Genomic DNA, 26,161 nt, shown 5'->3' on the forward strand with positions numbered 1-26,161 from the left:
GGGAGGGGACGTCAGAGCGAAATGGCGATCTCTTTGACGTTGGCCTTCGCCGCGCCGCGATAGGCGGTGACCTCGATCTCGACCTTGTACTCGCTCGATCCGAGCGGCGGGCTGGTCAGGGTGAGGGTTGGGTTGATGCCGCGCATCTTGTCCGCATAGGCGGTCATGACGGCGTCGATGTCCTCGGGGAACTGGACGAAGACGCGCGCCGCGACGATGTCCTCCAGCGTGGAGCCGACCGAGGCCAGCGCCGCGTCGATATTGGCAAGGACCTGGAGCGTCTGCTCGGTCAGGTCCTTGGGGATCAGCTTGGTGCGCGGGTTGCGGCCGGCGGTGTTGGAAACGAAGATCAGGTTGTCGACGGCGACGAGCCGCGAATAGCTGCCCCGCTCCTCGGCGGGGGAGCCGGTCTTCACTTTGACGATATCGGTCATGGTCCGGGTCCTTCGGGACGGAAAGAGGATCGGCGGCGGATCAGCGCAGGACGGGCTGGTCCCACAGGTTGAGCGGGACGCCGATCCCCTGCTCGATGGCGTTGCGGTAGACGACCGTGCCCCAGGCGACGTCCTCGACCGGCATGCCGCCGACCGACATGATGATGATCTCCTCGTCGTCGCGGCGGCCGGGGGCCTCGCCCGCGACGATCTTGCCCAGGTCCTCGATCTGGTCGCGCGACATGCGGCCCTCGTCGATCAGGTCGAGGAAGCGGATGCCGACCACGGGGACGTTGTTGTGGACCGGCTTCGGATTCTCCTCGTGCCAGGCGTCGTAGAGGCCGGGATTGTCGAGCACCTTGCGGATCTCGGGTGATTCCATGCCCTCGTCTATGTTGGTCAGCGACGGCATCGACAGGAAGGTGCCGGGGCTGACCCATTCGCGCTTCACCACCGGATAGATCGACGGATCGCCGATCGCGCCCGACTGGCAATAGGTCACGATGTCGGAGTTGCGGACGACCTCCTCGATCGTGTCGACGACCTGGACGGTGGTGATCTGCGGATAGGTCTCGGCCACCCAGCCGAGGAAGGCGTCGAGGCTCTTCTGGCCGCGTCCCTTGACCTTTACCGTGTCGATCTGCGGGCAGACCGCCATGAAGGCGGAGAGCGAGGTCTTCGCCATCACGCCGGGGCCGAGGATGCCGACCACCTTCGAATCCTTGCGGGCGAGGTGGCGGGCGCCGACGCCGGGCACCGCGCCGGTGCGATAGGCGGACAGCAGGTTGGCCGACATGAAGGCCAGCGGTGCGCCGGTGTCGGCGTCGTTGAGCACGAACATCAGGATCGAGCGCGGCAGCCCCTTCTCGCGGTTGGCGATGTTCGAGCCGTACCATTTCATGCCGGCGGTGCGGAAACGCCCGCCCAGATAGGCCGGCATCGCCATGAAGCGGCGATCGGGGGTCGGCTTCGGCATGTCCGGGAAGGGCGAATCCTCCGGGAACACCACGACCGAGCCGTGCGAGTTGTTGCTCGGTCCCGCCATCCGATAGTCGCCATGATAGAGGAGGGCGAACATCTCCTCCATCGTGTCGACGCAAGCCGCCATGTCGGTGACGCCCGCCCGGATCATGTCCTGTTCGGACAGGTAGATGAAGTCGATCCGGGTCGAGGTCGTCATGTCGTCAGCCATTGCAATGTTCCAGTTTCGGGGCCGCGCCGTCGCGGCCGGTTGTTTCGCTGTGGGTTGGCGCGCCGGACCATCGGACGCGCTGGGATCGGTCGCGGCCGCGACCGGTCAGTCGCGGCCATAATGGTTCGCGAGGGCTGTGATCTCGGCCTGGCCCGGAATCGCCTTCGCCGATGCCGCCATCGTCGCGCCGGCCGCATCGTCGGTGTGATAGCCACGCTTGCCGTCGCGGAAATTGACGAGCTGCTGGGCGATGTAGCGCTTGTCCAGCCGGTTCAGCGCCGGCGCCTGCATCGTCGGATTACCCTCGCCCGCTTCGCCGTGGCAGGTCGCGCAGGTCTGGACCAGCTCGCCGATCGCGGCCGGCATGGGGCGTTGCGCGACCGGGGCGGCCGGCAGCTTGGGCAGCGCGGCGATGTAGGAGACCACCGCCTTGACGCCCTCGGGCCCCGGAACGGCGGTCGCCCGCCCGACCATCTGGAAGCCGTGCGCATCGTCGGTCTTGCCGCGCTTGCCCTCGCGGAAATTGGTGAGCTGGCGGACGAGATAGTCCGGGTCCTGGCCGGTCAGGTTGGGCGCGTACATATAGGCGCGGCCTTCGCCGGCATTGCCGTGGCATCCCGCGCAGGTGGTGAAGATCGCCTTGCCGGCGCCGCTGCCGAGCGACGGCCGCGCGGCGGCGATCCCGGCGCTCTTGTCGCCCTGGAAGGCGAGCAGGACCTTGCCGCTGTCGATGAATTCCTCGAAGCTGACGATCTTGCCGTCGCGGACCTTGAAGACATGGACGAGGTCAGCCTTGTAGCGGATGCCGGTGCTGCGGACCGTGCTTTCCTCGGTGCCGGGCACCGCGACCGTGTCGCCCGTGACGATATAGCCGAACTGGGTCGCCACCGGATTCTCCAGCGTCTCGTCAACCTTGGCGAAGAAGTCGGCGACCCCGGCGGGGCCGTACCGCGTGCCGCCGAACGGCAGCTTGTCGGCCGGGCCGTAATAGGTCCAGGTTGCGTCGGGGGCGATCAGCCGCTCCAGTGCGGCCATGTCGCCGCGTTCGAACGCTTCGTAGAGCTCGCGGACGACGGTGGCTGAATCCTGGGCGGGTTGCGGCGTGGTCAGGGCCTTTCCGGCCGCCACGCCCGAGAAGAGCAGCAGCGCCGCGACGAGGCCGGCTTTCGGCGATAGCGATTTCATTGCACGATTCCCGAGGCGAGGATGGAAGGGACGACGGATGAGGGCGCCGGTCATGACTGGCCGTAAAATCCGTGGAACACGCCCTTGGGGTCCCATTGCCGGCGCAGCCTGGCGAGCCGGGCCCAGGCCTCCGGGGAGTAGCAGTCGCGGATGTCCTCGGGCCGCCCCTCCTGGTCCATCTCGTTGATGTAGCTGCCGCTGGAGACGGACTTCAGCTCCTTGAACAGCTTCAGGCAATAGGCGCGGCTCGCGGCCTCCTGGGCGGGCTCGTCCCATTCCATGTAATAAGCCAGATAGAAGCGGCCGATCCGCGAGCAGGCGGCCTCGGGCATCTTGTTGGTGCCCATGTAGAGCAGCAGAGGCGTGCCGCGCGGCGCCGGGCAATTGGGGATGTGCCGCTTCAATATCTCGACCGCTTCCATCGGCCGGTCGATCCACGCGTCGTCGCCCATCCAGAAGCCCTGCGGGAAGGACGCTTCGTTGTCGCTGTAATAGCGGTCGAAACTGCCGGCGCGGTTCTCGATCCTGTCGATCGCGCGGGCGATCAGCGGATCGCGCAGCAGCGGGGCGAGCTTGCGCCGGCCCTCGGCCTCGCTCGCGACGAAGGCGTTGATGTCGAGATAGATGCGCTGGCGCTGCTCGACCGGTGCGTCCTCGGCGACGTCGGGTGCCGCGGCGACCGCGAACAGCACCTCGACGTCCTTGTCGAGCCGCGGGACGACGGTGTCCATCACCCGCGTGACCGCGTCGAGCTCGCCATAGGCGAAGGTGTAGCTCGCGCCCCAGATCACCTTGGGCGCGTCGAAGCATTGCAGGTGGAAGCGGACGACCACGCCGAACAGGCCTGGCCCACCGCCGCGCGCGGCCCAGAACAGGTCGCGATTCTCGGTCTCGCTGGCGCGCAGCAGCCGCCCGTCGGCGGTGACGATGTCGACCGCCTTGACGGCGAACACGCTCATCCCCTGCGACCAGGCGTTGGTGTTCAGGCCGACGCCGCCGCCGAGCAGGAAGCCGCTGATCGGCACGGTGCCGCAATGCGCGCCGGGAAAGGCGAGGTCGTCCTCCGCCAGCCGCTCGGCCAGGCCGCGCGAGAAGACGCCGGGGCCGACGACGGCGATCTTCGCCGCCTTGTCGACCGCGATCCCGTCGAGGCGGCTGACGTCGATCAGCATGCCGCGGTCGCGCAGGAAGCAGGCGGCCATGCTGTGGCCGCCGCAGCGCGTGGTAACCTTCATCCCGTTGGCGGCGGCGAAGCGGACCGCCTCCTGCACATCCTCGACCCGCTCGACCTGGACGATCATGTCGGGCCGCCGGTCGGCCTTCGCCCGCTGCCAGATCATCGCCTCGCGCCAGGTCTCGTAGCCGGCGTCACCCTTGACGACGACGGTGCCGGCGATCCGCGCCTGGAGCGCCGCGGCGTCGCTGCCCTTCGCCGGCGCGGCGAAGCTCTCGGCGCCGGACAGCGCCGTCGCCACGGGGATCGAGACGGCGGTGGCGTGCAGGAAGCGGCGTCGCGACCAAAGAGCAAGGCGGGACATGAATACTCCGGTTGTTCCTTCGGAACCTATGAAGCCAGGGGGAAGGGCATACAACGCCAGCCCTCCGTCCACTTGTTGCGCAAGTGGCAACGTTTTTCGGGATCGGTGTCCATCGGGCCGCTGAGCCCGCGGAAAACCCCGATATGGTAGCTGCCAATCTATCTGCCGGGCTTGCCGCCATCGATCTCGTTCACGGCCTGGAGGATGGCGGCGAACGCCGGACCCGAAGGCGCGACCACGTCAAAATGGTTGGCGCCTTGCAGGATGACGCGGCCGACATCATTGCCCGCCGCCTTTGCCCGCTCGGCGAACCGCGTGTTGCTGGCAATCCGCCATTCCGCATCCTTGCTGCCGTCGATGACGCGCAGGCGTCCGTCGAGCGGCAGCAGGCTATCCGGGGACGCTTCGGCATAGCGAAGTCTCGCCTCTTCGAGGGTGGTCACTCCGAGGATCGACAGCGTGGATCGCCGCCCCGATTTCTCCAACGCATCCTCCAGCGAGGATACGCTCGCCACGACGACCACGCCGCGGAGGTGGATCGGGGGCCTCGACGGCGCGATCGCGCTGGCCGGCGGGATGTGGCTGCGCCCTGCCAGCCACAGTGCCAGATGCCCCCCGGCCGAATGACCGACAGCCGTCACCCTGCCTAGATCCAGCCGATATTTCTTGCTCAGCGTCGCGACGAAGTCGGCCGCTCGCGAGACATCGAGATAGGTGCCTGGAAAGCCCCCTCCGGCGTTGCCCAGGCGACGATATTCGATGCTCCAGGTGGCATAGCCCTGCCGCGACAGGTTCTCGACGAGCGCGTCCGAATAATCCTTGTTCCAGTCCGACATCCAGCCCCCTCCGTGGAGGAAGATGACGACCGGATAGCCGGCGGGCGGAGGAGCTTTTGCGGGAATGCGGAGGTCGCCGAACTGGAGGGGGCTGTCATCGGCGTAGCGCAATCGCGCCGTCGGCTGCGTGCGCGGCAGCCAGTCCATCATTTGATGGTCGGTGATATTCGCATAGCCGTTCTGAACCTGGGTGGGCGGATGGTCCGCCAGGGCAGGCGACCCGATGGCGAGCAAGAGGATGACCGATGCGAGATGTTTGAATCGTCCGGCCGTGCGGCGGACCCGGAACCGGTCGAGAAGCTGATGATAGCGCATTGTCGGGCTGCTTTCGTCGATGGACCGGCTGCACTCTGCCGGGAAATCGATCTAGATCGCGATATCGAAAACCTTTCGGGCGGTGCCGCTCAACACATTTCGTGCCATCCGCTCGCAGTCCTTGTCGGTCCAGCCATAATGACTGCGATAGTCGGCGAGCACTTTGGCCAATACCCGGCGTTCGTTGTCCACACTGTAGGCAAGGGCTTCCGGACTGGAAAAGTCGCTGCCGTGCATGATCTTTTCTGACGGGGCGAGGCCCAGGAACGTTCTCAATACGTCTTCGAGCGTGCCCGGATGATGTGAAATATAGGACAGGTCCGTGTAGACATTGGGAAACTGGCTGATGAACGACGCCACATGGTGGTGATACGGATATCCTGAATGTATCAGGACGAACCTGGTGCCCGCGGCTTGCACGTCGGCATCGGTGAAGGTGTGATAAAGGCCGCGCGGATCGTTCCAGTCGGCGCGCAGCAAGGTGTTCAGCGCGACGCAGACATGGATTATGATGTTGAGATTGAGCTCTCCGGCGCGAACGAACAGGGCATTCAGCAGATAATCTTCATAGGTCCAGAGCGCGGCCGTGATTGTATCGTCGTCATATGTCGGCGCCCTGCCTTCGATGAAGGCTGACGGCTTCGCGTCCAATGCGATCTTCAGGGCGCGGTCCGCGTCGGCGCGCGAGACCTTCCTGAACGAGATCGGCCGATAATAGGCGATGGGCAGCTTTATCCCCCTGCATCCGTTTTTCGCGCATGTCGCGACGATATCGAGGAGGGCCTTCTTGAATTGATCGATCTCGGTGATCCCTCGATCGCGCGCCCAGCCAGGCTGGATCAGCGGGCCGATGGAGAAGGTCCATACGAAGCGGTCGTCGGGGAACAGGGCCTTGGGCCGGACGGGATCGGTGGATTCCGATTGAAGGACGACCGCGGCTATCCGCTCATAATCCATTTTCTCTCGGTAATATGCCGTCGCATCAGGGTGACGGGCGATGATCGCATCCAGATTTTCGCGGGTCGGTTCGGCGCCATAGGTCCGTGCGATGTAGTTTCGCAGACCGACCTGCGGCGGCATCCGCTCCCAATGGGCGGCATATTCCGGAATGAGGCGATCGCGCAGCGCGTCTTTTTCGGGGAATGGCCCCGGCGGCAGCCCGCCATCGGCAAAGCCGCGCGCATAGACGGCGTTGCTCTTGGTGGCCGTCAGAAACGCCCGCTCATGGGTATGCGAGTCTATGGCTTCGATCTCGCGGAGGTCTGTCGAACCGACCATGATCTCCGGCCGTCGCGCCGGCGTGGAATCGAAACGACTGGGTCGGGCCCTGCCGTCGTCGGCCTGAGTCAACATCGCCGCCGCGCTGCCAAAGCCGATCATTTTCAAGGCATGGCGTCTCTTCATAGGGCCCTCCCAGAAAAGCCGGTCGGATTTGCGACGGGCGGAACACCCCGCTCATCCGACCAGTATTTCGATATCGGGTGAAGATCTCCGCTTTCTAGAAATTCACGGCGACCCCAACCCGGTAACGCCGCCCCAGGATGTCGTAGAACACGGGATTGACGGAGAGCACCGACTGCGGCGCGATGGCCGGGTCCTTGTCGAACAGATTGTCGACGGTGGCGAAGACCTTGTACTTCCCGGGATCGGAAGCCGGCCCGAGCTTATATTGGGCGTTCAGACTGACATAGAGCGCGCTGGGAAGGCTGTTGTCGTCGATGTCGCGTCCTTCGACGAAGGCGTTGTTGACCGTCCCCGCGCTGATGAACCGGCCTTGCAGGGAGGTCGAGATCCGGTCGATTTCGTAGCTTAGGATCCCGGTGACCGCCCAGGACGGGATGCCGCCGGTGCCGTTTTGCGGCGAACCGTCGTTCTGGCCGGCCAGCCGCGTGACCAGCGCGCCGTTGGTCACGGTATTCTTGATGGTGTGATTGGCGAACAGTCGCGCGTCCAGGCTGCCCTGGCCCAGGGCGGCGCGATAGCTGACTTCGATATCTATGCCCTTGGTGCGCTGGCTGGCGACATTGATGCCCGCGCTTATGATCTGGGTGATGAAGCCGGCCGCGTCGCGGGTGATCTGGTTGCAGAGATCAGTCCGCCCGCCAAAGCACAAATTGACGATGTCCTGGATCGGAATCGTGGAGATGGCTCCGGAGATCTTGATGTCATAATAGTCGACCGAAGCGCTGAAACCCTGGAACGGCTTCACAACGGCACCGAACGACAGGGTGTCGGCCTTCTCCGGCTTCAGCGCGGCATTGCCCGCGACGAACGGGAACACCAGCGACGGCACGTTGTTGCGCGCAGGGTCGAGGATCGTGATCGACTGGGTGCTGCGGCTCGGCGTGAAAAGCTCCGGAATATTCGGCGCGCGTACGTCGCGCGACCGCGTCGCCCTCAGCCTCACGGCGTCGATGACGTCCCAGGTCGCGCCCAGCTTCCAGGAACTGATGCCGCCGCTGGTGCTGTAGTCGGCGTAGCGATAGGCGCCGTTGACGGTCAGCGCCTTGATCATGGTGACGTCCGCGATCAGCGGTGCGTCCAGCTCGATGAAGGCTTCCTTGACGTTGATCTTGCCGTTCACGTTGCGGGCATTGCCGAAGGTGAAGACCGCTGCGTTCGAAAGCGGATCGGCCACCGCCTTCAGGGTCGAACGGCGATACTCCGCGCCCAGCGCGATGCCCCATCGTCCGGCGCCTATGTCGAAGAGCTTGCCGCTGATCCCCGCGCTCGCGGCGAATTCGGTCTGCTTCTGGCGCAGATCCTGGTCTGCCCTGAAATAGTTGGAGACGTCCGGAGCGTTCCGGTTCACGCCAAAGGGATTGAACGGGCGACAGGAGGTCGAGGGATTGGTGAGCGCCGAGCGGCAGACGATCGTCCCGCCAGGCCCCTGGACCGCATCGATCATCTCCGCGGCACGCGCCGCCATGAACGAGCCTAGAATCTGCTGATGATATTTATTCTCGCCATATTCGGCGCTGACGTCCCATTTCCAATCCTGCGAAAGCGATCCCCTGGCGCCTGTTACGCTGCGCCATGTCGAGTTGGTCGATACCGGAACGGGGGTTCCCACGTCCGTCCAGAAGCGGCCGAAGCCGAAGGAGGTCACGCCCGCCGCATCCATCTGCGCGGCGACGGACGCGGGCAGGAAGGCGTTGTCCCGCTGGATCGTCAGATTGCCGAAATTGAAATAATGCGGGGTGGTGGCGGTACCCTTGGTCCGGGCGTAGGAAAAATCCTGGAACACTTCCACCGAATCAGACAATTCATAACCGGTCCGCAGATATGTCGCGACCCGATCGAGCTTGGGCAGAAGCCCATCGCCGAGATAGAGGCGCTGGCCAGCGCCCTCGCCGCCGATCATGTTCTGGGCGCCTGCCAGCTGTCCATAGACGAACGGGCGAGGCGTGCCGTCGTCGTTGAAGGTGATCCCGCGCAGCGGCCCGGACGTGATCAACCCGCCGGGCGCCATGGTGGAATGATGTACGTTCGGAGCGATGAAGCGGGTCGGGAATACGCCCGCGGCGTTGGTGATCAGGCCATATTCCTTGCGGCCCCAATCCCGTGAATAGGAATCGTCGGCGCCATCGCTGCGATAGAGGTCGGCGGCAACGGTGACATAGCCTCGTCCATCGGCAAACTCCGTTCCCGCGAGAAGGGCGCCGCGATATTCCTTGCCGTCGCCCTGTTCGGTCATGCCGAAGTCGCCGCGAAGCTGGATTCCCTGCACCCTGCGCCGCAGGATGAGATTGACGACGCCGGCCACGGCGTCGGTGCCATATACGGCCGAAGCGCCGCCGGTCACGACTTCCGCGCGCTCGACCATCAGGGTCGGGATGAAATTGAGGTCGATCTGGCCAAGGTCGGAGGAGGGCACGAACCGGACGCCGTCGACCAGGGTCAGCGTCCTGTTCACGCCCAGGCTGCGCAGGTTGGCGAAATTGGCGCCGACGTTCTTGGTCAGATTGGACGTGCTGCTCGGCGTGGTCGAACCGCGAAACGCCGGCAACTCATTGAGGACCTCCGCGACGTTCTGGGCGCCGCGCTTGTCGAGCAGGTCCGCACCGACCACGGTGAGAGGGCTCGGTGCCTCGGTGCCGTCACGAATGATGCGCGAGCCGGTAACGGTGATCTCCTGATCCGTCGTCGCCTCGTCGGTCGCATTGGCGGGAAGCGTCTGTGCCGACGCAGCCGCCGGAAGACCGACGAGAAGTCCGGCCATGCCGACCAAGGCAAGTGAACTGACGTGCGTCCTGAAATGAGACCGAGACATGATGACCCCCTTTGTTGTTCCGGTAGCTTAGGTTCCGGATATTCCCATGATGGATTGTGTCTCAATCGGAGCGGGTCTCAATCGCCGCTCCGAGTGAACTTGTTGCGCAGCCCGCAACACCATGTACGGACCGAATGCTACCAAGATGAAGTCGAACTTTGAGAAAGGTGCGGTGCCTTTCCCATTATCGTTAGACGGTCATTTCGGTGCCGGTGTATTCGAATCCTGCCGTCATTGCGGCCGGGCGTAGACCTCGCGGCCCTCGAAGATCGTCGACAGAACCTTAGTCTCGCCGATCTCGGCGGCAGAGATATTGAGCAGGTCGCGATCGAGTACGATCATGTTGGCGAACTTGCCGACCTCGATCGATCCGTTGACCTTGTCCCAGCCGACCGACTTGGCGCCGTTGATCGTCGCGATCTCGATCGCGTCCTTGATGTCTATCGATTCGGGGCCGTGATCGAGCATGCCGCCGATCGCCGGGAACAGGTTGGGCACCGGCAGGACGACCCAGTCGCTGCCCAGCGTCATCAACGTGCCGCGGGCGAGCAGCGACTTGAACGGCCAGGCCCCGGCCAGGTTCTTGGTCAGCGGTCCCTTGATCTGCCAGATTGCCGGCGACATCTCCCCGACCGCGCCGAGCTTGGCGGGGCGATCGATGTCCTGCGGCGAATAGCGCAGGCTGTGCGCGACATCGTGGAGGATGCCCGAATTGCCGTTCGCGGTGCGGGCAGCCTCGATCGCGTCGAGCGCGGTGCGGATTGCGCCCGAGCCGACCGCGTGCATCTTCACCTTGACGCCCATCTTGTCGAACCGGGTCAGGGCGGCGTTGAGCACCGCAGGCTTGTCGTAAAGGCGCGCGACCTCGACCTCGCCGTGATCGTCGAGCTCGACATCGGTGGAATGGGGTTGCAGCGGACTGCCATCGACGTAGATCTTCACGAAATCGGTGAAGATATGCGCCGTCTCGTACGACTTGCGGTTTGCGATCACCTCCTCGGTCTCCTGCGGCGGCATGAGCGCGCTCGCCGGATTGCCCCAGACGATGTGGGTGGCGGTGCGCAGCGTCCATTTGCCGGCGAGGTCGAGCTTGCGCAGCTCCTCGATCATCTGGCGCGACGCGGTCGCTTCCTGCACGGAGGTGATGCCATATTCGGCGCAGAGCGCGGCGGTGCGCAGCAGCGCCTCGTCGACCGTCTTGGCGGGCAGCGCGGGGATGTGCTGGGTGATCAGCCAGGTCGCCTTGGAGAGAAATTCGCCGGTCGGCTCGCCGTCGGCGCGGTGCAGCACCCGGCCACCCTCGGGATCGGCCGTGCCGCGGTCGATGCCCGCGATCTGCAGCGCCTTCGTGTTGGCGAGGCCGTGGTGATAGGACCATTCGCGGATGTAGACGGGCGTGTCGGGGAAAGCCGCGTCGAGATATTTGCGGTCGGCATGGCCATCGGGGAACAGGTCGCCGCGATAGACGTCGGCGACGATCCAGCCGCCATATTGCCGGTCCTTCGAACAGGATTTCAGGCTGGCGACGATCTGCTCGATCCGGCTGTCGGGCGGAATCTGGCAATAGATGTAGCGCGCCTCGCCCTTGATCATGTGCTGGTGCGCATCGTGGAGGCCCGGCATCGCGAACTTGCCGGCGAGGTCGACGACCTTGGTGCCGGCGCCGATATAGGCCTGCACGCCCTTGTCGGTGCCCACATAGGCGAACTTGCCGTCCTTGATCGCGACGGCGTCGGCCCAGGGGTGGGCGCGATCGACGGTGTAGATCCGGCCATGGCGATAGACGGAATCGGCGACGGGTTCCGCCGACACTTTCGCGCCGGTCGCCAGAAGCGCGGCGCAAAGAACCATCGAACGCATCTTCATGATGTCAGCCCTCCCATGTCGCCAGCGTCGACGTTTTGCCTGGATGGCATGTTGTTTGACGGGATGGTCGCCGGAGTCGCAATCTCCCTGTCGGCGGCAGTTGTTGCGCATCGTGCAACAAGCTCCGCGATGTGCCGGGCCTATGCGGTCGTGCGCGGTAGGGCGTCGCGCCGTTCCTCCCAGTCGAGGATCAGCTCGCGCCGGGTGAACAGCCAGCGGCCGTCGATCCGGCGCAGTCGATCCTGGTAACGGATCGCCCAGCTCAGGATCGCGCGGGCGCCGTCGGCGGCCTCGGTCATATGGTCGGCGACGCAATAGGTCTCGCCGGTCGCGTCGTCGCCGTCGATGCGATGGACCTGGTTCGTCACCCGGTGCTGAGTGGCGGTGAAGGCCGCCAGCTTGGGAAGCGCCTCCAGCACCCGCGCGCGTCCTTCGATCCGGCCGCGCGGGGTGACCAGCACCATCTCCTCGGCCATGATCGCCGTCCAGATCGCCGGGTCTCGCCGGTCGGCGCCGATCGCGTACAGGGTCGCCGCGCGGCGGATCGCCTGTTCGTCGAGCAGGCGCCGGACCTCGGCATCCAGCACGTTCATCCCCGGCTGCGATAGAGCGCGACGATCTCCCCGACCGCGGTGGCGATATCGTTTCGGCGATAGCCGAGCAGCGCCGCCTCGGTCGGGTCGGGATCGAAATAGATTTCCCCGCCATGGCCGGCGAAGCTTCCGATCAGTGGGTGGGGCTTGTCGATCACGGGCACCTCGACGTCCTTGCCGAACGCCCGGAAGTAGAGCTGGAAATAGTCGCGGAAGCTCAGATTCTCGTCGCCGACCAGATAGGCCTTGCCCGACTGGCCGCGCTCGATCGCGCCGGCCGTCGCCTCGGCCAGCGAGCGGATCGACATGAAGTTGACGCCGCCCGGCGGGGCATAGACCGGGATGTCGGGGAATTTGCCGTCGGCATAGGCGGCGACCTTCTCGAACCCGCGCGGGTCGAGGCCGGGCACCGCGCCCAGCATATAGGGCGGGTTGAGGGAGATGACCCGGAAGCCGGGCCGGGCCAGCGCGCGCACCCGCTCGTCCGACGCCTTGCGCGATCGGATATAGGCATTGCCCTCCAGCAGGTGCGGCGCCGCCTGTGGATAGAAGCTGCCGATGTTGATCGCGCAGCCGACCCCGGCGTCGCGCGCCCGTTCGAACAGTTGCGGCACCAGTTCAGCATTGGTGCGCTCCCAATAGGCGGCGGCATCGTCGTCCTTACCGACATGGCGGGTGTCCTGCCCCGCCGCGAACACCATCGCGTCGAACCCGGCCAGCTCCTCGCGACCGTAGCCACCCGCGATATAGTCGCCGGCGAGGAACGGCATCCGCGCCATCGGCGTCGCGGCGAGCGGCGGCTTGCGCGAGCCGATCGTCACCTCATGTCCCAGCGCGGCGAGGTGGATCGCGGCGTCGCCGCCGATCATCCCCGATCCGCCGATCACCAATATCTTCATGATCCTCGTCCCCTCCCGATAAAGTCGCCGGCCGCGTCAGCCCGACGGATAGCCGCCGCCCTCGTAGAGGCGGTCGAGCGCCGCATAGTCGATCGCGGCGCCCGCGCGTGGCAGGGCGTCGGCGAAGACGACGCTGCGCGGCTTCTTGTAGGAGGCGATCGTCCTGCGGCAGTGGTCGATGACGGCGGCCTCGTCGATCCGCACCCCCGGCTTGGGGACGACGATCGCGCGGACGCTCTGCATCCAGACGGGATCGGGCGTGCCGATCACCGCCACCTCGGCGACGCCGTCGATCTGGGCGATGCAGCGCTCGACCTCGGCCGGGTAGATATTCTCGGCGGCCGACTTGATCAGCCGCCCCTTGGGTCCGATGAAGCTGAGCGTCCCGTCGCTCTCGCGGCGGCCGAGATCGTTGGTGCGGCGCCAGCCGTCGGCGGTGTAGCGTTGCGCGTTGATCTCGGGACGCCGCCAATAGCCGGGGCTGACCGTCCAGCCGCGCACCCCGATCTCGCCGACCTCGCCGTCGGGCAGCTCGCGCCCCGCCTCGTCGAGCATCGCCAGCCGGACCAGCGGCGAGGGGCGCCCCATGCCGCCCTTGCCTGGATCGCCCAGCGCGCTGAAGGTCGCATAGCCCATCGTCTCGGTCTGGCCGTAGCCATAGGGGCGCTTGCCCCACAGGCTGTCGTCGATCGTGACGAGCGCGTTCCATTCGGGCTTATAGGGTTGCGAGCGAAGCGAGCTGAGGTCGGGGCGCTCGTCGCCCAGTTCGAGGATCTTCTCCATCGTCGGCGGCAGGATGAAGGTGTCGCTGACCTTCTCCGCCGCGATGATCGCGCACATGTCGGCCGGGTCGGCCTGCCGCACGAACAGGTTGCGTCCGCCGACGACGAAGGTCGCGAGGCAGTCGAGCAGGGTTGCGACGTGGAAGAGCGGCGTCGCGCTGAGATAGGTGGTGGCGTGATTCCAGTCGCGCAGCGCGGCATAGTGCAGCGCCTGGAGCGCCAGCGCCTGACGGGTCAGGATCGCCGCCGCCGGTCGCCCAGAGAAGGCGGCGGTGTAGAGCAGCAGTTGCGGTGCGGCGGAAGGCATGGCGACGGCGGCCGCCTCGGCCGCGCCGGCGATCGCGGTCTCGTAGTCGCAGCCGGGGTCGAGTGAATCCTGTCGCAGCCAGGTGCAGCTCCGCTCCTGCCACTCCGCGCGCAGCGTGTCGGGCAGGCTATCGGGTTGCCAGACGACGACCTGCGGATCGAGATCTTCGAGGACGAAGCGCAACTCGTCCTCCGACTGGCGCCAGTTGAGGATCGCGAGCATCGCGCCCAGCCGTCCTGCCGCGATCAGCAGTTCGAGCACGCAGTGCGAGTTCTGGCCGAGCCAGACCACGCGGTCGCCCTGCTTCAGCCCGGCGGCGTCGAGCCAGCCGGCGAGCCGCCGCACGCGGCCGGCGAAGGCGGGATAGTCGTGGCCCCGGCCGCTTTCCATCTCCAGCACCGCCGGGCGGTCGCGCCACCGCCGGGCATGCTCCTCGAGCATCGCCGCAAGATCGAGTCCCGACACCTTGTCCCTCCGCTTTGAGCCGCTTCCCTGAGCGGCCGCTTGTATCCGTCTACCCAAGGTAAGCTGATCTTTATTCGCAGTTCAAGCTTATTGATCAAGCGATCGCTTGGTATTATCTTGAGTCGCACGGATCGAGAGGAAAGGTATAGGATATGGCCGTGCCGAGACTGGTCGCCGAAAGCGCCGACATCTCGCCGATCGAGGAGATCATCGCCGAGGCGCGGGCGGGGCGGCCATTCATCCTGGTCGATTCGGAGGACCGCGAGAATGAGGGCGACCTGATCGTTCCCGCCCAGTTCGCGACGCCCGAGGCGGTCAATTTCATGGCGGTGCACGGGCGCGGGCTGATCTGCCTGTCGCTGACCGCCGACCGCATCGCGGCGCTGCGGCTGCCGCCGATGGCGCAGGACAACCGCACCCAGCACGGCACCGCCTTCACCGTGTCGATCGAGGCACGCGAGGGGATCACCACCGGCATCTCCGCGCATGACCGGGCGCGCACCATCCAGGTCGCCGCCGATCCCGATCGCGGGCCGGCCGACATCGTCTCGCCCGGCCATGTCTTCCCGCTCGCCGCGCGCGACGGCGGCGTGCTTGTCCGCGCCGGGCATACCGAGGCGTCGATCGACATCGCCCGGCTTGCCGGCCTGCGCCCCGCTGCGGTGATCTGCGAGATCATGAACGACGACGGCACGATGGCGCGCCTGCCCGACCTGCTCGGCTTCGCCGCGCGCCACGGGCTGAAGATCGGCACGATCGCCGACCTGATCGCCTATCGCCGCCGCACCGAGCGCCATGTCGTGCGCGAGCTGGAGCGCGACTTCGACACGATCCACGGGCGCTTCCGGCTGGTCGCCTATCGCAACCTGCTCGACAACAGCCTCCACATCGCGCTGGCCAAGGGGACGATCGATCCCGACGCGCCGGTGACGGTGCGGATGCATCGGCTGGAATTCGGCCCCGACGTGCTGGGGATGAGCGGCGACCGCCACAGCTGCCTGAGCAACGCGATGAAGACCATCGCGAGCGAGGAGGGGCCCGGCGTGATCGTCCTGCTCAAGGACTGGGACCCCGACTGGCTGCTGCGCCAGCTCGGGCCCGCCGACGCCCATACCTGCCAGACGCGCGCGCTGCGCGACTATGGCATCGGCGCCCAGATCCTGATCGACCTGGGCGTGCGCAAGATGGTGCCGATCACCTCGGCCCGGCCCAATCCGGCGGCACTGCCCGGCTATGGGCTGACGATCGTCGGCTGGCGGCTGTTCGGCAAGGACGGCGTTCCCGAAGACGAGGTGACTTTGTTCGACTGAGCGGGTTCGCCGGATGACGGCGCGTGCCGCCGCCGTTATATCCACCACCATGACCGACATCGCAGAGATGAAAAGCGTGCCCAGCGTATCGCTGGCGACCAGCAATTCCGATCCGGACGGCTTCGCCCAGGCGATCGGTCGCTCGTTCGAGCGCTTCGGCTTCGCCGTCGTCGCCGATCACGGCATTCCGGCCGAACTGATCGCGCGCGCCGAGGCCGTCGCCCGCGCCTTCTTCGCGCTGCCCGAGCCGGTCAAGCGCGCCTATTTCGTCGAGGGCGGCGCCGGCCAGCGCGGCTACACCCCCTTCCGGGTCGAGACCGCCAAGGACGCGACCGACGCCGATCTGAAGGAATTCTGGCATGTCGGCCGCGAGCTGCCGGCCGGACACCGCTTCGCGGGCGAGATGCCGGCCAATATCTGGCCGACCGAGGTGGAAGGCTTCCGCCACACCTATCTGGAGCTGTTCGACGCTTTCGAGGCGACCGGACGGCGTATCCTCTCGGCAATCGCGCGCTATCTGGGGCTCGCGCCCGATTTCTTCGACGACGCGATCGAGGACGGCAATTCGATCCTGCGCCTGCTCCATTATCCGCCGATCGGCCCCGACGCTCCCGGCATCCGCGCGGGCGCGCATGAAGACATCAACGCGATCACCCTGCTGCTCGGCGCCGAGGAGGGGGGGCTCCAACTGCTCGACCGCGACGGTCGCTGGCTCGCGGTCGGCATCGCGCCGGGCGAGCTGGTGGTCAACATCGGCGACATGCTCCAGCGGCTGACCAATCGGAAGTTGCCCTCGACCAGCCATCGGGTGATGAATCCGCCACCCGAACGGCGCGGCTTCGCGCGCTATTCGATGCCCTTCTTCCTGCACTTCCGCCCCGATTACCTGATCGAGACGCTGCCGCAGACGATCGACGCCGGGCATCCCAACCAGTTCCCCGAACCGATCACCGCGAACGACTACCTCCTGCAGCGGCTACGCGAGATCAAGCTGATCTGAACCCAATAAGCCCCTCCCTTGAAAGGGTGGGGGCGGTTGGTGTTCGGGACTTCCACTCCTGTCAGTAGTTGGTCTAGCCTGATCCCATCGAAAGGGATCCCATCATCATGCGCTTCACCACCAGCCTGGCCGCCCTCGCGCTGGCCCTTGCCCCACTGTCCGCCCACGCCGCCGACGAGAAGAAGAAGGACGATGCCGCCGCCGCTGCCGCGCCGGTGCCGCCGCCCAACGTCTCGGTGACGAAGCACAAGGGCAGCTTCGGCGGACAATCGATCGCCTATACCGCGACCACCGGCGAGACCTATCTGACCGACAAGGACGACAAGCCGGTCGCGGCGATCTTCGCGACCTCCTACGTCAAGGATGGCGGCGACCCGAAGACCCGGCCGATCACCTTCCTTTACAATGGTGGCCCCGGCTCGGGCTCGCTCTGGCTGCACATGGGCGCCTTCGGACCGAAGCGTGTCGTGCTGCCCGATGGCAAGGACGACGGGGCGCCGCCCTATCCGGTCGTCGACAACCCCGAAAGCCTGCTCGACGTCACCGACCTCGTCTTCATCGATCCGGTCGGCACCGGCTTCTCGCATACGCTGGGCGGCAAGGAGCCCAAGGATTATTGGGGCGTCTCGGCCGACGCCAAGTCGATCGCCGAGTTCATCCGCATCTGGTTGAACGATAACGGCCGCTGGGCCTCGCCCAAATATATCGGCGGCGAAAGCTACGGCACCACCCGCTCGGTGGCGCTGATCAACGAGCTGGAGGGCAGCTATAACGATGTCGCGGTCAACGGGATCATCCTGATCTCGACGATCCTCGATTTCGGTGCGGCGGCCGAGGCGCAGGGCAATGAGATGCCCTATATCCTCAACCTGCCGTCGATGGCGACGACCGCCTGGTATCATCACAAGATCGCCAACCCGCCCGCTACCGTCGCCGAGATTGCGGCGCAGGCCCGCGCCTTCGCGATCGGGCCCTATGCGGCGGCGCTGCTCAAGGGCAATCAGCTCGGCGCCGAGGAGCGCGCCTCGGTCCGGGCCGAGCTCGCCCGGCTGACCGGCCTGTCGGAGGCATTCGTCGACAATGCCAATCTGCGCGTCTCCCCGGGCCGCTTCTACAAGGAACTGCTGCGCGACCGGGGGCAGGTGATCGGCCGTCTCGATACCCGCTATACCGGCGTCGACTATGACAAGGCAGGGGAGGAGCCCGACAACGATCCGAGCTTCTACGGCATCGACGCGGCCTACACCTCGGCGATCAACAGCTATGTGCGCGGGGACCTCAAGCTGAAGACCGATCGCCATTATGTGACGATCGGCGGGGTCAGCAACTGGGACTGGAAACTGGCCGACCAGCGCGGCCGTGACGGGGAAGTCTATGTCAACGTCGCGCCCTATCTGGGCAAGGCGCTGCGCGAGAATAGCGGTCTGCGCGTGTTCGTCGGCCAGGGCTGGTATGATTTCGCGACGCCCTTCTTCGGCGCCGAATATTCGCTGAACCGGCCGGGTTTCGACCCGTCGCGGATCAGCTTCCATTATTATGACGCGGGCCACATGATGTATGTCCGGCCCGACGACCTCCGCAAGCTGAGCGCCGATATCCGGGCGTTCATCCGGGGGTGACGAACAATTTCCCCCTCCCTTTCAAGGGAGGGGGATTTTCGCGAAGTTATCCCCGCCCGCGATAGCCGGGGACGCCCTGGTCGGGGACCCACAGGCCCTCGGGTGCCGGCCCGGACTGCCAGAAGACGTCGATCGGGATGCCGCCGCGCGGATACCAATAGCCGCCGATGCGCAGCCAGACCGGCCTCATCTCCTCGGCCAGCCGCTGGCCGATGCCGACCGTGCAATCCTCATGGAAGCCGGCATGGTTGCGGAAGGAGGCGAGGAACAGCTTGAGCGACTTGGATTCGACGATCGTCTCGCCCGGCGCATAGTCGATCACCAGGTGCGCGAAGTCGGGCTGGCCCGTCACCGGACAGAGCGAGGTGAACTCCGGCGCGGCGAAGCGGATCAGATAGAGGGTGCCGGGGCGTGGATTGGGAACATAATCCAGCACCGCCTGTTCGGGGGAGGCGGGCAGGGTGCTGGTCTTGCCCAGATGGAGAGTGGACGCGGACATGCCGTCGCCCTTAGACCAGCAGGGCGGATGACGCCACGCTGGGCAGAAAATTATGCCCGGAGATATTTTTCTGAAACATACTTGCAATCAAACCAGGTTCTAACTAATTAAAAATCTCCTCCCCCGGATAATCTGATTCGCCAACACATTGGCGTGTTGGTACATGTGCGTCCGTAACGAGGAGGAAATGATGGACATGCTGGTTTCGACCGAATGGCTTGCTGGCGAACTCGGGGCCAATGATCTCCGCGTCGTCGACGCGACCTATTTCGCGCTCGATCCCGCGCGCGATGCCCAGGCCGACTATGAGGCAGGGCATATCCCCGGCGCCGTCTATCTCGACCTCGCCAATCTGAAGGACGACATGTCGGAGCTGCCCGGCATGCTGCCGACGGCGGAAAAATTCGCCAGCCGCATGCAGTCGCTGGGGCTCGGTGACGGCAGCCGCATCGTCCTCTACGATAACAGCCCGCACCGTACCGCGGCGCGCGCCTGGTTCATGTTCCGCATGTTCGGCGCCAATGAGGTGGCGATCCTCGACGGCGGATTGCAGAAATGGGTCGCCGAGGGCCGGCCGCTCGAGCAGGGCAAGGTCGCGCTGCGCCACCGGCACTTCACCGTGTGGCGCGATCCGGCGCAGGTCCGCGACCTCGATCAGATGAAGGCCAATGTCGCGAGCGGCGCCGAGGAGGTGGTCGACGCGCGTTCGGAGAAGCGCTTCACCGGCGAGGAAGGCGATCCGCGCGGGCTGGCCGCAGGCCATATCCCGGGCTCGAAGAATCTGCCCTTCGACCGGCTGCTCAACGCCGACGGCACCTTCAAGGACAAGAGCGAGCTCCAGGCCGCGTTCGACGCTGCCGGCGTCGACGGATCGAAGCCACTGGTCACGACCTGCGGTTCGGGCGTCACTGCATCGGTGGTGCTGTTCGCCGCGGCGCTGCTCGGCCGCGAGGATATCGCTCTTTATGACGGTTCGTGGAGCGAGTGGGGCTTGCGGCCCGACACCGAAAAGGCCATCGGTCCTGCGTGACCGATGATGAAGGTTCAGGCCTGAAGCCCGGCACCCGGCTGGTAACGGCCGGGCGCCATGGGAAGAACCGGCGGGGGATCGTCAATCCCCCGGTATGGCGCGCGTCGACCATCCTGTTCGACAGCGTCGCCGAGCTCCGCGCCGGGGTCCGCAAGCCCGACGACGGGCTCTATTATGGCCGGCGCGGCACCCCGACCCAATGGTCGCTCGCCGAGGCACTGACCGAATTGGAGCCTGGCGCGGCGGGTACCGTCCTCTATCCTTCGGGCGTGGCGGCGATCAGCGCGGTGCTGTTGTCGCTGCTCGCGCCCGGCGACGAGCTGCTGATGGTCGACAGCGCCTATGAGCCGAGCCGGGCGATCTGCAATGGCCTGCTCAAGCGCTTCGGCATCGCGACCCGCTTCTACGATCCGATGATCGGCGCCGGCATTGCCGACCTGATCGGCGATCGAACTCGCGTCGTCTTCCTCGAAAGCCCCGGCAGCCTGACCTTCGAGGTGCAGGACGTCCCCGCGATCGCCGCCGCCGCGCGGGCGCGCGGGGTGACGACGGTGCTCGACAACACCTGGGCAACTCCGCTGCTCTTCCCCGCGCTCGTGCACGGCGTCGACATCAGCGTCCTCGCCTGCACCAAATATATCGTCGGCCATTCGGACGTGATGATGGGATCGGCGACCGCTGTCCCCGGCCATTTCGAGAAGTTGCGGCGGACCAGCCATTCGCTGGGCCAGTGCGTCAGTCCGGATGACGCCTATCTTGCCGCGCGGGGCCTGCGCACCCTGCAACTACGGCTGCGCCAGCACGAAGAGGGCGCGCTCGCCGTGGCGCGCTGGCTGGCCGAACAGCCGCAGGTCGCGCGGGTGCTCCATCCGGCCTTGCCCGATTGTCCCGGCCATGAATTGTGGAAACGTGACTTCACCGGCGCGTCCGGGCTGTTCAGCATTGTCCTGAACGGCGGCGACGATGCGGCGCGGGCGGCGCTGATCGACGGGCTCGATCTGTTCGGGATCGGCTTCTCCTGGGGCGGTTATGAGAGCCTGGCGTTGCCGGTCGACCCAGCGGGCCTGCGCACCGCGACCGCATGGCAGGCGGAGGGACCGGTTGTCCGCCTCCATATCGGGATCGAGGACCCGGCCGACCTGATCGCCGACCTTGGACGCGGGCTGGACCGATTCGAATCGGCACGCGGCTGACCGTCGGCAGAGGGATGTCGGCGGTCCGGGAAGGTCCTGGCCGGTCTTTTTCAGACGGCGCGGGGCAGGATCAGTGCTTCGAGCCGGCGGATCGAGCCGTCGAGCGAACTGCCTAAAAAACGGGCGGCAGCAAGGGTGCCGGCATCGGCCCCGCCGCCGCGGGCCGCCATGAGCTTGAGACCGGTCGTGCCGACCGCTTCCGCCTCGCGCAGGATCGCTTCGAAGCGGCGTCGGACGATCGGGCTGGCGGCGGCATAGCCCGATGCCAGCGCGTCTGGCGACCCGGCCAGACGCGCGGTTTGCGGCGGGAGATGACCAGTCGTCGAGCCTCCCAGATCCTCGAGCGCCTGCGCCATCAGGCGCAGGGCGGCGATCCCGTCCATTCGCTCGATCGCACTGCCGTCGATGGTGGCTATCTTCGACTGGAACATCGGCCGATCCCTTTGTGCAGCGCCTGTCCAACAGGCAGATCATTGCCGAAACTGCTTAATATTCAGTCAATGGCGATGATGATCCGATTCTCTGAGAATCGCAGAAAACAGCCGATTTTTACCTGTGGCGTATTGGCAACAGTTCGAAGCAAAGGAGCAATGTTTCGACATGATGCGCATTGTGCAATGCGGAATCGTCCTGCACAAATATCGCACTCGCATGCAGCTGGCTCGGCCCTGAAGGGCAACCAGAGAAGTTCGGCGCGGCGAGGCAGGGGAACGGAAACGCTTGTCATAAGGGGAATAACTATGCGCGCTTCCTTCATCGGCCTTTCGGCGCTTGCGCTGGCCGCCACCGCCACGCCCGCTTTCGCCCAGGACGATAGCCAGGAGTTCACGCTGACCGGCAGCGCCGCGCTCGTGAGCGACTATCGCTTTCGCGGCATCTCGCAGTCGGGCAAGCATATCGCGGTCCAGGCCGGCGCGACGCTGACCCACGCCTCGGGCTTCTATATCAGCTTCTGGGGCAGCTCGATCGACGATTATGTCGCGTCGAACGCCGACGCAGAGCTCGATCTGATCGCCGGCTATTCGACCACGGTCGGCGCCGTCACTCTCGACGGCGGTGCGCTCTATTACACCTACACCTCGGCGACCAAGGGCGTGCCGACCGACTTCCTCGAGCTCTACGCCTCGGCCAAGACGGCGATCGGCCCGGCGACCGTCAAGGTCGGTGCCGCCTACGCGCCGAAGTCGAATGCGCTCAGCGTCGGCTTCGGCAAGGAGGACAATCTGTACGTCTACAGCGACGTCTCGGTCGCGGTTCCCGATACGCCGTTCGGCGTCGCCGCCCACCTCGGCTATTCGCCGGACACCACCTTCATCACCGGCGACAAGTATCTCGATTGGAACCTGGGCGTCACCTACACGTGGAAGGCCGCGACCTTCGGCGTTTCCTATGTCGATACCGACCACAAGAAGGGTTTCCTGACCGATCCGTCGTCGGGCCGGGACATCGCCAAGGCCGGCGTCGTGGTCTCGGCGACCTACGCCTTCTGATCCTGCCATCTGGGGGAGGCAGGGAGGGGCCGCGGTTCGCCGCGGCCCCTTTTCCGTTCAGCGGCTCGCCGCCACCAGCTTTGCCGTGATCGGGTGGGCGGGGGCCGCGATCAGGCGTTCCGCGGGGCCCTCCTCGACGATCCGGCCCGCGTCCATCACGACGATGCGGTGGCAGAGCCGCCGGGCGACGGCGAGGTCGTGGGTGATCATCAGGATGGCGAGGCCATGCTGCTTCTGGAGCTCGGCGAGCAGGTCGAGGATCGTCCCGGCGACGAGCACGTCGAGCGCCGAGGTCGCCTCGTCGAGCAGCAGCATCGCCGGACCCGGGCCGAGCGCGCGGGCGATCGCCACGCGCTGCGCCTGGCCGCCCGACAGTGCGGCGGGTCGCCGGTCGGCGAGGGTGGGATCCAGCCCCACCTCGGCCAGCACCGCCTCGACCCGCGCGGCGACCGCCATCCTGTCGAGATCGGGGCGCAGCCGCCGCAGCGGCTCGGCGACGATGTCGCGGACCTTCCACAGCGGGTCGAGGCTGGCAACCGGGTCCTGGAACACCGGCTGGAGCCCGGCGCGGTCACGCGGGCGCATCGCCTTGCGCGGGGGGAGGGGCTCGCCACGCCAGCGGACCTCACCCGCGTCGATCGGACCGAGCCGGGCGATCGCGCGCGCCAGCGTCGACTTGCCCGATCCCGATCCGCCGACGATCGCGACGGCCTCCCCCTCGGCCACGTCGATGTCGACGGCGTCGACCGCCAGGAGGCGGCCGCGCCGCCAGCCCGGCCGAGCGAAGGAGACCGACACCTGCCGCGCCTCGACCAGCGGCGCGCCGATCGGGCCGAGCGCGGGCGGCGGCGCGTCGAGACGCGGGCTCGCGGCGATCAGCGCGCGGGCATAATCGCTCTTCGGATCGCCCAGCACGGCTCGGGTCGGACCGGTCTCGACGATCCGGCCGGCATGCATCACCGCGACGGCATCGGCATTGTCGGCGACGGCGGCGAGGTCGTGGCTGACGAGCAGCAGCGCCATCCCCTCCTCGTCGCACAGCCGGCCGAGCAGCGCCATGATCTCAGCCCGCAGCATCGCGTCGAGCGCGGTGGTCGGCTCGTCGGCGACGAGCAGCTTCGGGCGATGGGCGATCGCCATCGCGATCAACGCACGCTGCCGCTGCCCGCCTGACAGGCGATGCGGATATTGGTCGAGCCGTTCGCGTGGGTCGTGCAGCCCGACGCGCTCGAGCGCGGCGGCCATCTCCGCCCGACTCGGGCGCGGCGCCCCGGCCTGGGTCCAGGCCTCGCGCAGTTGGGCGCCGATCGTCAGGTGCGGGGTCAGTGCGGTCAGCGGCTGTTGGAAGACGAAGCCGACATCGCAGCCGCGGACATGGCGCAGTCGCGCCTCGCGTGCGCCGACCAGCTCCTCGCCGTCCAGCCGGAAGGAGCCCTGGACGATCGCGGGCGACAGGCCGAAGGGGGCGAGGCAGGTCTGGCTCTTGCCCGATCCCGAGGCGCCGACCAGCGCCAGCGAGCGGCCCGCCTCGATCGCGAAGCTCGCTCCCTCGACGATCCGCTGGTCGCCGATCCGGATGTCGAGGCTGTCTGCGACGAGGAGGGTCATTGGACAAAGCGGTTGCGCAGGCTCTCCCCGATCCGGGTCAGGCAGAGCAGCAGGGTGACGAGCACCGCCGCCGGGAGCAGCAGGGCGTGAGGGGCGACGTCCATGTCGTCGGCGCCGTCCTTGAGCAGGATGCCGAGCGACGTCATCGGTTCCTGCACGCCGAGGCCGAGGAACGACAGGAAGCTTTCGATCATCACCACCTGCGGCACGGTGAGCAGCAGATAGGCGATCGCGACCCCGGCGATATTGGGCAGCATGTGGCGCAGCACGATCGCGACCGGCGGCGCGCCGGCGGCTTCGGCGGCGGTGACGAAGGGGCGGTCGCGCAGCGCGATCATCTGGCCGCGCACCACCCGCGCCATGGTCAGCCACTCGACCGCGCCGATGCCAAGGAAGACGAGCAGGATCGACCGCCCGAACACGACCATCAGCAGGATCACGACGAACATGAAGGGCAGCGCGTAAAGCGCGTCGACGATCCGCATCATCGCCTCGTCGACCTTGCCGCCGCGCCAGCCGGCGATCGCGCCCCAGGCGACGCCGACGACCAGCGACACCAGCGCGGCGGCGAAGGCGACGCCGAGCGTCACGCGGGTGCCGACCAGCGTCCGCGCCAGCAGGTCGCGGCCGACGCTGTCGGTGCCCATCGGATGGCCGGCGGTGAAGGGCGCCGCGCGCACCGCGTCCCAGTCGATCAGGTCGTAGCGCCAGTCGAGCGCCAACGGGCCGGCCAGCGCGGCGACGACGATCAGCGCGATCAGGATCAGCGCAGGCCGCATCGCTCAGCGCCTCGCCCGCGGATCGAGCCAGCCATAGGCCAGGTCGGCCAGCAGGTTGAACAGGATGATCAGCGCCGCATAGAGTGTGACGACACCCAGGACGAGCGGATAGTCGCGGTTGAGCGCGCCCTGCACGAAATAGCGGCCGAGCCCCGGCAGCGCGAATACCGTCTCGATCACCACGGCGCCGGTCAGCAGGCCGGCGGCGGCGGGGCCGAGATAGGAGGCGACCGGCACCAGCGCGGGGCGCAGCGCGTGGACGATCAGGATGCGGGATCGGCTCAGCCCGCGCGCGCGGGCCATGCGGACATGGTCCTGCGCCAGCACTTCGGCGAGTCCCGCGCGCGCCAGCTTGGCGATCGCGCCGGTTGCGGGCAGGGCGAGCGCGATGACCGGCAGGATCATGTGCGGCGGATAGCCGTCGCCCCAGCCCGACACCGGCAGCCATCCCGCCCACAACCCGAAGGCGAGCGCGAGCAGCGGACCGACGACGAAGCTGGGCAGCGCGGTCAACAACGTCGCGCCGAGCATCAGTCCGCGGTCGGTGCGCGTGCCCGGGCGGGCGGCGGCGGCCATGCCGGTGACGAGGCCGAGCAGCAGCGCGAGCAGCAGCGCCAGCCCGCCGAGGGTCAGCGAGATCGGCAGGCCGCGCGCGATCAGATCGGTGACGCTGAAGTCGCGATAGACCAGCGATGGTCCAAAGTCGCCGTGCAGCAGCCGCCAGACATAGCGGCCGACCTGCTCAGGCAGCGGCCGGTCGAGTCCATAGGCTGCCATCAGCGCGGCACGGGTCTGCGGATCGAGCGGCCGCTCGCCGTCGAACGGCCCGCCGGGGGCGACCCGCATCAGCACGAAGGAGAGGACCACAACCGCCGCCAGCGTCGGCAGGGCGGTCAGCAGCCGGCGGCGGATCAGGTCGATCATGCGGCGCGCCCCTCAGGTGCGGAG

22 protein-coding genes are annotated in these 26,161 nt (G+C 66.7%); 6 read left to right on the forward strand and 16 right to left on the reverse strand.

The features are described from left to right. Positions 1-11: 11 nt before the first annotated feature. The 11 genes from B5X82_RS04825 to B5X82_RS04875 form a co-directional block, all read right to left on the reverse strand. Positions 12-434 carry a Rid family hydrolase gene (locus B5X82_RS04825; protein ID WP_079646984.1) on the reverse strand — a complete coding sequence of 141 codons (423 nt, stop codon included), beginning with the start codon at positions 432-434 and terminating at the stop codon, positions 12-14. Between the two features lie 40 nt (positions 435-474). Next, the gene (locus tag B5X82_RS04830) at positions 475-1,626 is read right to left on the reverse strand and encodes a tyramine oxidase subunit B (RefSeq protein WP_079646985.1); all 1,152 of its coding nucleotides are present in this window, start codon (positions 1,624-1,626) and stop codon (positions 475-477) included. 105 nt (positions 1,627-1,731) lie between these two features. Continuing rightward, positions 1,732-2,811, reverse strand: a complete 1,080-nt coding sequence (locus B5X82_RS04835) for a nuclear transport factor 2 family protein (protein ID WP_079646986.1) — start codon at positions 2,809-2,811, stop codon at positions 1,732-1,734. 50 nt (positions 2,812-2,861) lie between these two features. After that, the gene (locus B5X82_RS04840; RefSeq protein WP_223811030.1) at positions 2,862-4,349 is read right to left on the reverse strand and encodes an FAD-binding oxidoreductase; all 1,488 of its coding nucleotides are present in this window, start codon (positions 4,347-4,349) and stop codon (positions 2,862-2,864) included. Positions 4,350-4,507: 158 nt separating this feature from the next. Further along, positions 4,508-5,500: an alpha/beta hydrolase gene (locus B5X82_RS04845; RefSeq protein WP_079646987.1), complete on the reverse strand. Its 993-nt coding sequence runs from the start codon at positions 5,498-5,500 to the stop codon at positions 4,508-4,510. A 51-nt stretch (positions 5,501-5,551) separates the two neighbouring features. Next, a complete protein-coding gene (locus B5X82_RS04850; protein WP_079646988.1) occupies positions 5,552-6,904 on the reverse strand; it encodes an amidohydrolase family protein in 1,353 nt (450 codons plus the stop codon). A 94-nt stretch (positions 6,905-6,998) separates the two neighbouring features. Next, complete coding sequence (locus tag B5X82_RS04855) at positions 6,999-9,722, reverse strand: TonB-dependent receptor domain-containing protein (protein WP_223811029.1); 2,724 nt, start codon at positions 9,720-9,722, stop codon at positions 6,999-7,001. Positions 9,723-10,004: 282 nt separating this feature from the next. Further along, a complete protein-coding gene (locus B5X82_RS04860) occupies positions 10,005-11,639 on the reverse strand; it encodes an amidohydrolase (protein WP_079646990.1) in 1,635 nt (544 codons plus the stop codon). 140 nt (positions 11,640-11,779) lie between these two features. After that, positions 11,780-12,232, reverse strand: coding sequence for a nuclear transport factor 2 family protein (locus B5X82_RS04865; RefSeq protein WP_079646991.1), 453 nt, complete (start codon positions 12,230-12,232; stop codon positions 11,780-11,782). Beyond that, positions 12,229-13,131, reverse strand: a complete 903-nt coding sequence (locus tag B5X82_RS04870) for an NAD-dependent epimerase/dehydratase family protein (RefSeq protein WP_079646992.1) — start codon at positions 13,129-13,131, stop codon at positions 12,229-12,231. The genes B5X82_RS04865 and B5X82_RS04870 overlap by 4 nt, the downstream gene beginning before the upstream one ends. Before the next feature lie 36 nt (positions 13,132-13,167). Beyond that, on the reverse strand, positions 13,168-14,685 hold the full coding sequence (locus B5X82_RS04875; protein ID WP_235862597.1) for an AMP-binding protein: 1,518 nt from the start codon (positions 14,683-14,685) through the stop codon (positions 13,168-13,170). Positions 14,686-14,837: 152 nt separating this feature from the next. On the opposite strand from B5X82_RS04875, the gene ribB reads away from it, so the two are divergent. The 3 genes from ribB (at position 14,838) to B5X82_RS04890 (ending at position 18,614) form a co-directional block, all read left to right on the forward strand. Next, positions 14,838-15,995 (forward strand): 3,4-dihydroxy-2-butanone-4-phosphate synthase, encoded by a 1,158-nt coding sequence (ribB, locus tag B5X82_RS04880; protein ID WP_139385027.1) that lies wholly within the window; start codon positions 14,838-14,840, stop codon positions 15,993-15,995. A 49-nt stretch (positions 15,996-16,044) separates the two neighbouring features. Further along, the gene (locus B5X82_RS04885; protein ID WP_125725199.1) at positions 16,045-16,995 is read left to right on the forward strand and encodes an isopenicillin N synthase family dioxygenase; all 951 of its coding nucleotides are present in this window, start codon (positions 16,045-16,047) and stop codon (positions 16,993-16,995) included. 107 nt (positions 16,996-17,102) lie between these two features. Beyond that, complete coding sequence (locus B5X82_RS04890) at positions 17,103-18,614, forward strand: S10 family peptidase (RefSeq protein WP_079646994.1); 1,512 nt, start codon at positions 17,103-17,105, stop codon at positions 18,612-18,614. 46 nt (positions 18,615-18,660) lie between these two features. On the opposite strand, the gene queF is transcribed toward B5X82_RS04890, so the two are convergent. Continuing rightward, a complete protein-coding gene (gene queF, locus B5X82_RS04895; RefSeq protein WP_079646995.1) occupies positions 18,661-19,113 on the reverse strand; it encodes a preQ(1) synthase in 453 nt (150 codons plus the stop codon). Positions 19,114-19,303: 190 nt separating this feature from the next. Here queF and sseA point away from each other — a divergent pair, with 190 nt between their 5' ends. Further along, positions 19,304-20,143, forward strand: a complete 840-nt coding sequence (gene sseA / locus B5X82_RS04900) for a 3-mercaptopyruvate sulfurtransferase (protein ID WP_176152467.1) — start codon at positions 19,304-19,306, stop codon at positions 20,141-20,143. Beyond that, positions 20,140-21,336, forward strand: coding sequence for a cystathionine beta-lyase (gene metC, locus B5X82_RS04905; RefSeq protein ID WP_079646997.1), 1,197 nt, complete (start codon positions 20,140-20,142; stop codon positions 21,334-21,336). Before sseA ends, metC begins: the two co-directional genes overlap by 4 nt. A gap of 50 nt (positions 21,337-21,386) precedes the next feature. On the opposite strand, the gene B5X82_RS04910 is transcribed toward metC, so the two are convergent. Continuing rightward, on the reverse strand, positions 21,387-21,767 hold the full coding sequence (locus B5X82_RS04910) for a hypothetical protein (protein ID WP_079646998.1): 381 nt from the start codon (positions 21,765-21,767) through the stop codon (positions 21,387-21,389). A 309-nt stretch (positions 21,768-22,076) separates the two neighbouring features. Here B5X82_RS04910 and B5X82_RS04915 point away from each other — a divergent pair, with 309 nt between their 5' ends. After that, complete coding sequence (locus B5X82_RS04915; RefSeq protein ID WP_079646999.1) at positions 22,077-22,826, forward strand: TorF family putative porin; 750 nt, start codon at positions 22,077-22,079, stop codon at positions 22,824-22,826. A gap of 57 nt (positions 22,827-22,883) precedes the next feature. Here B5X82_RS04915 and B5X82_RS04920 read toward each other — a convergent pair whose 3' ends face one another. The 3 genes from B5X82_RS04920 to B5X82_RS04930 are packed head-to-tail and all read right to left on the reverse strand — an operon-like array spanning position 22,884 to position 26,137. Continuing rightward, positions 22,884-24,434 carry an ATP-binding cassette domain-containing protein gene (locus B5X82_RS04920; protein ID WP_079647000.1) on the reverse strand — a complete coding sequence of 517 codons (1,551 nt, stop codon included), beginning with the start codon at positions 24,432-24,434 and terminating at the stop codon, positions 22,884-22,886. Then, complete coding sequence (locus tag B5X82_RS04925; RefSeq protein WP_079647001.1) at positions 24,431-25,213, reverse strand: ABC transporter permease; 783 nt, start codon at positions 25,211-25,213, stop codon at positions 24,431-24,433. Before B5X82_RS04925 ends, B5X82_RS04920 begins: the two co-directional genes overlap by 4 nt. 3 nt (positions 25,214-25,216) lie before the next feature. Continuing rightward, positions 25,217-26,137 (reverse strand): ABC transporter permease, encoded by a 921-nt coding sequence (locus B5X82_RS04930; protein WP_079647002.1) that lies wholly within the window; start codon positions 26,135-26,137, stop codon positions 25,217-25,219. Between the last annotated feature and the right edge of the window lie 24 nt (positions 26,138-26,161).

The organism is Rhizorhabdus histidinilytica (genome assembly GCF_900167915.1).
In the GTDB taxonomy this organism is placed as follows: Bacteria; Pseudomonadota; Alphaproteobacteria; order Sphingomonadales; family Sphingomonadaceae; genus Rhizorhabdus; species Rhizorhabdus histidinilytica.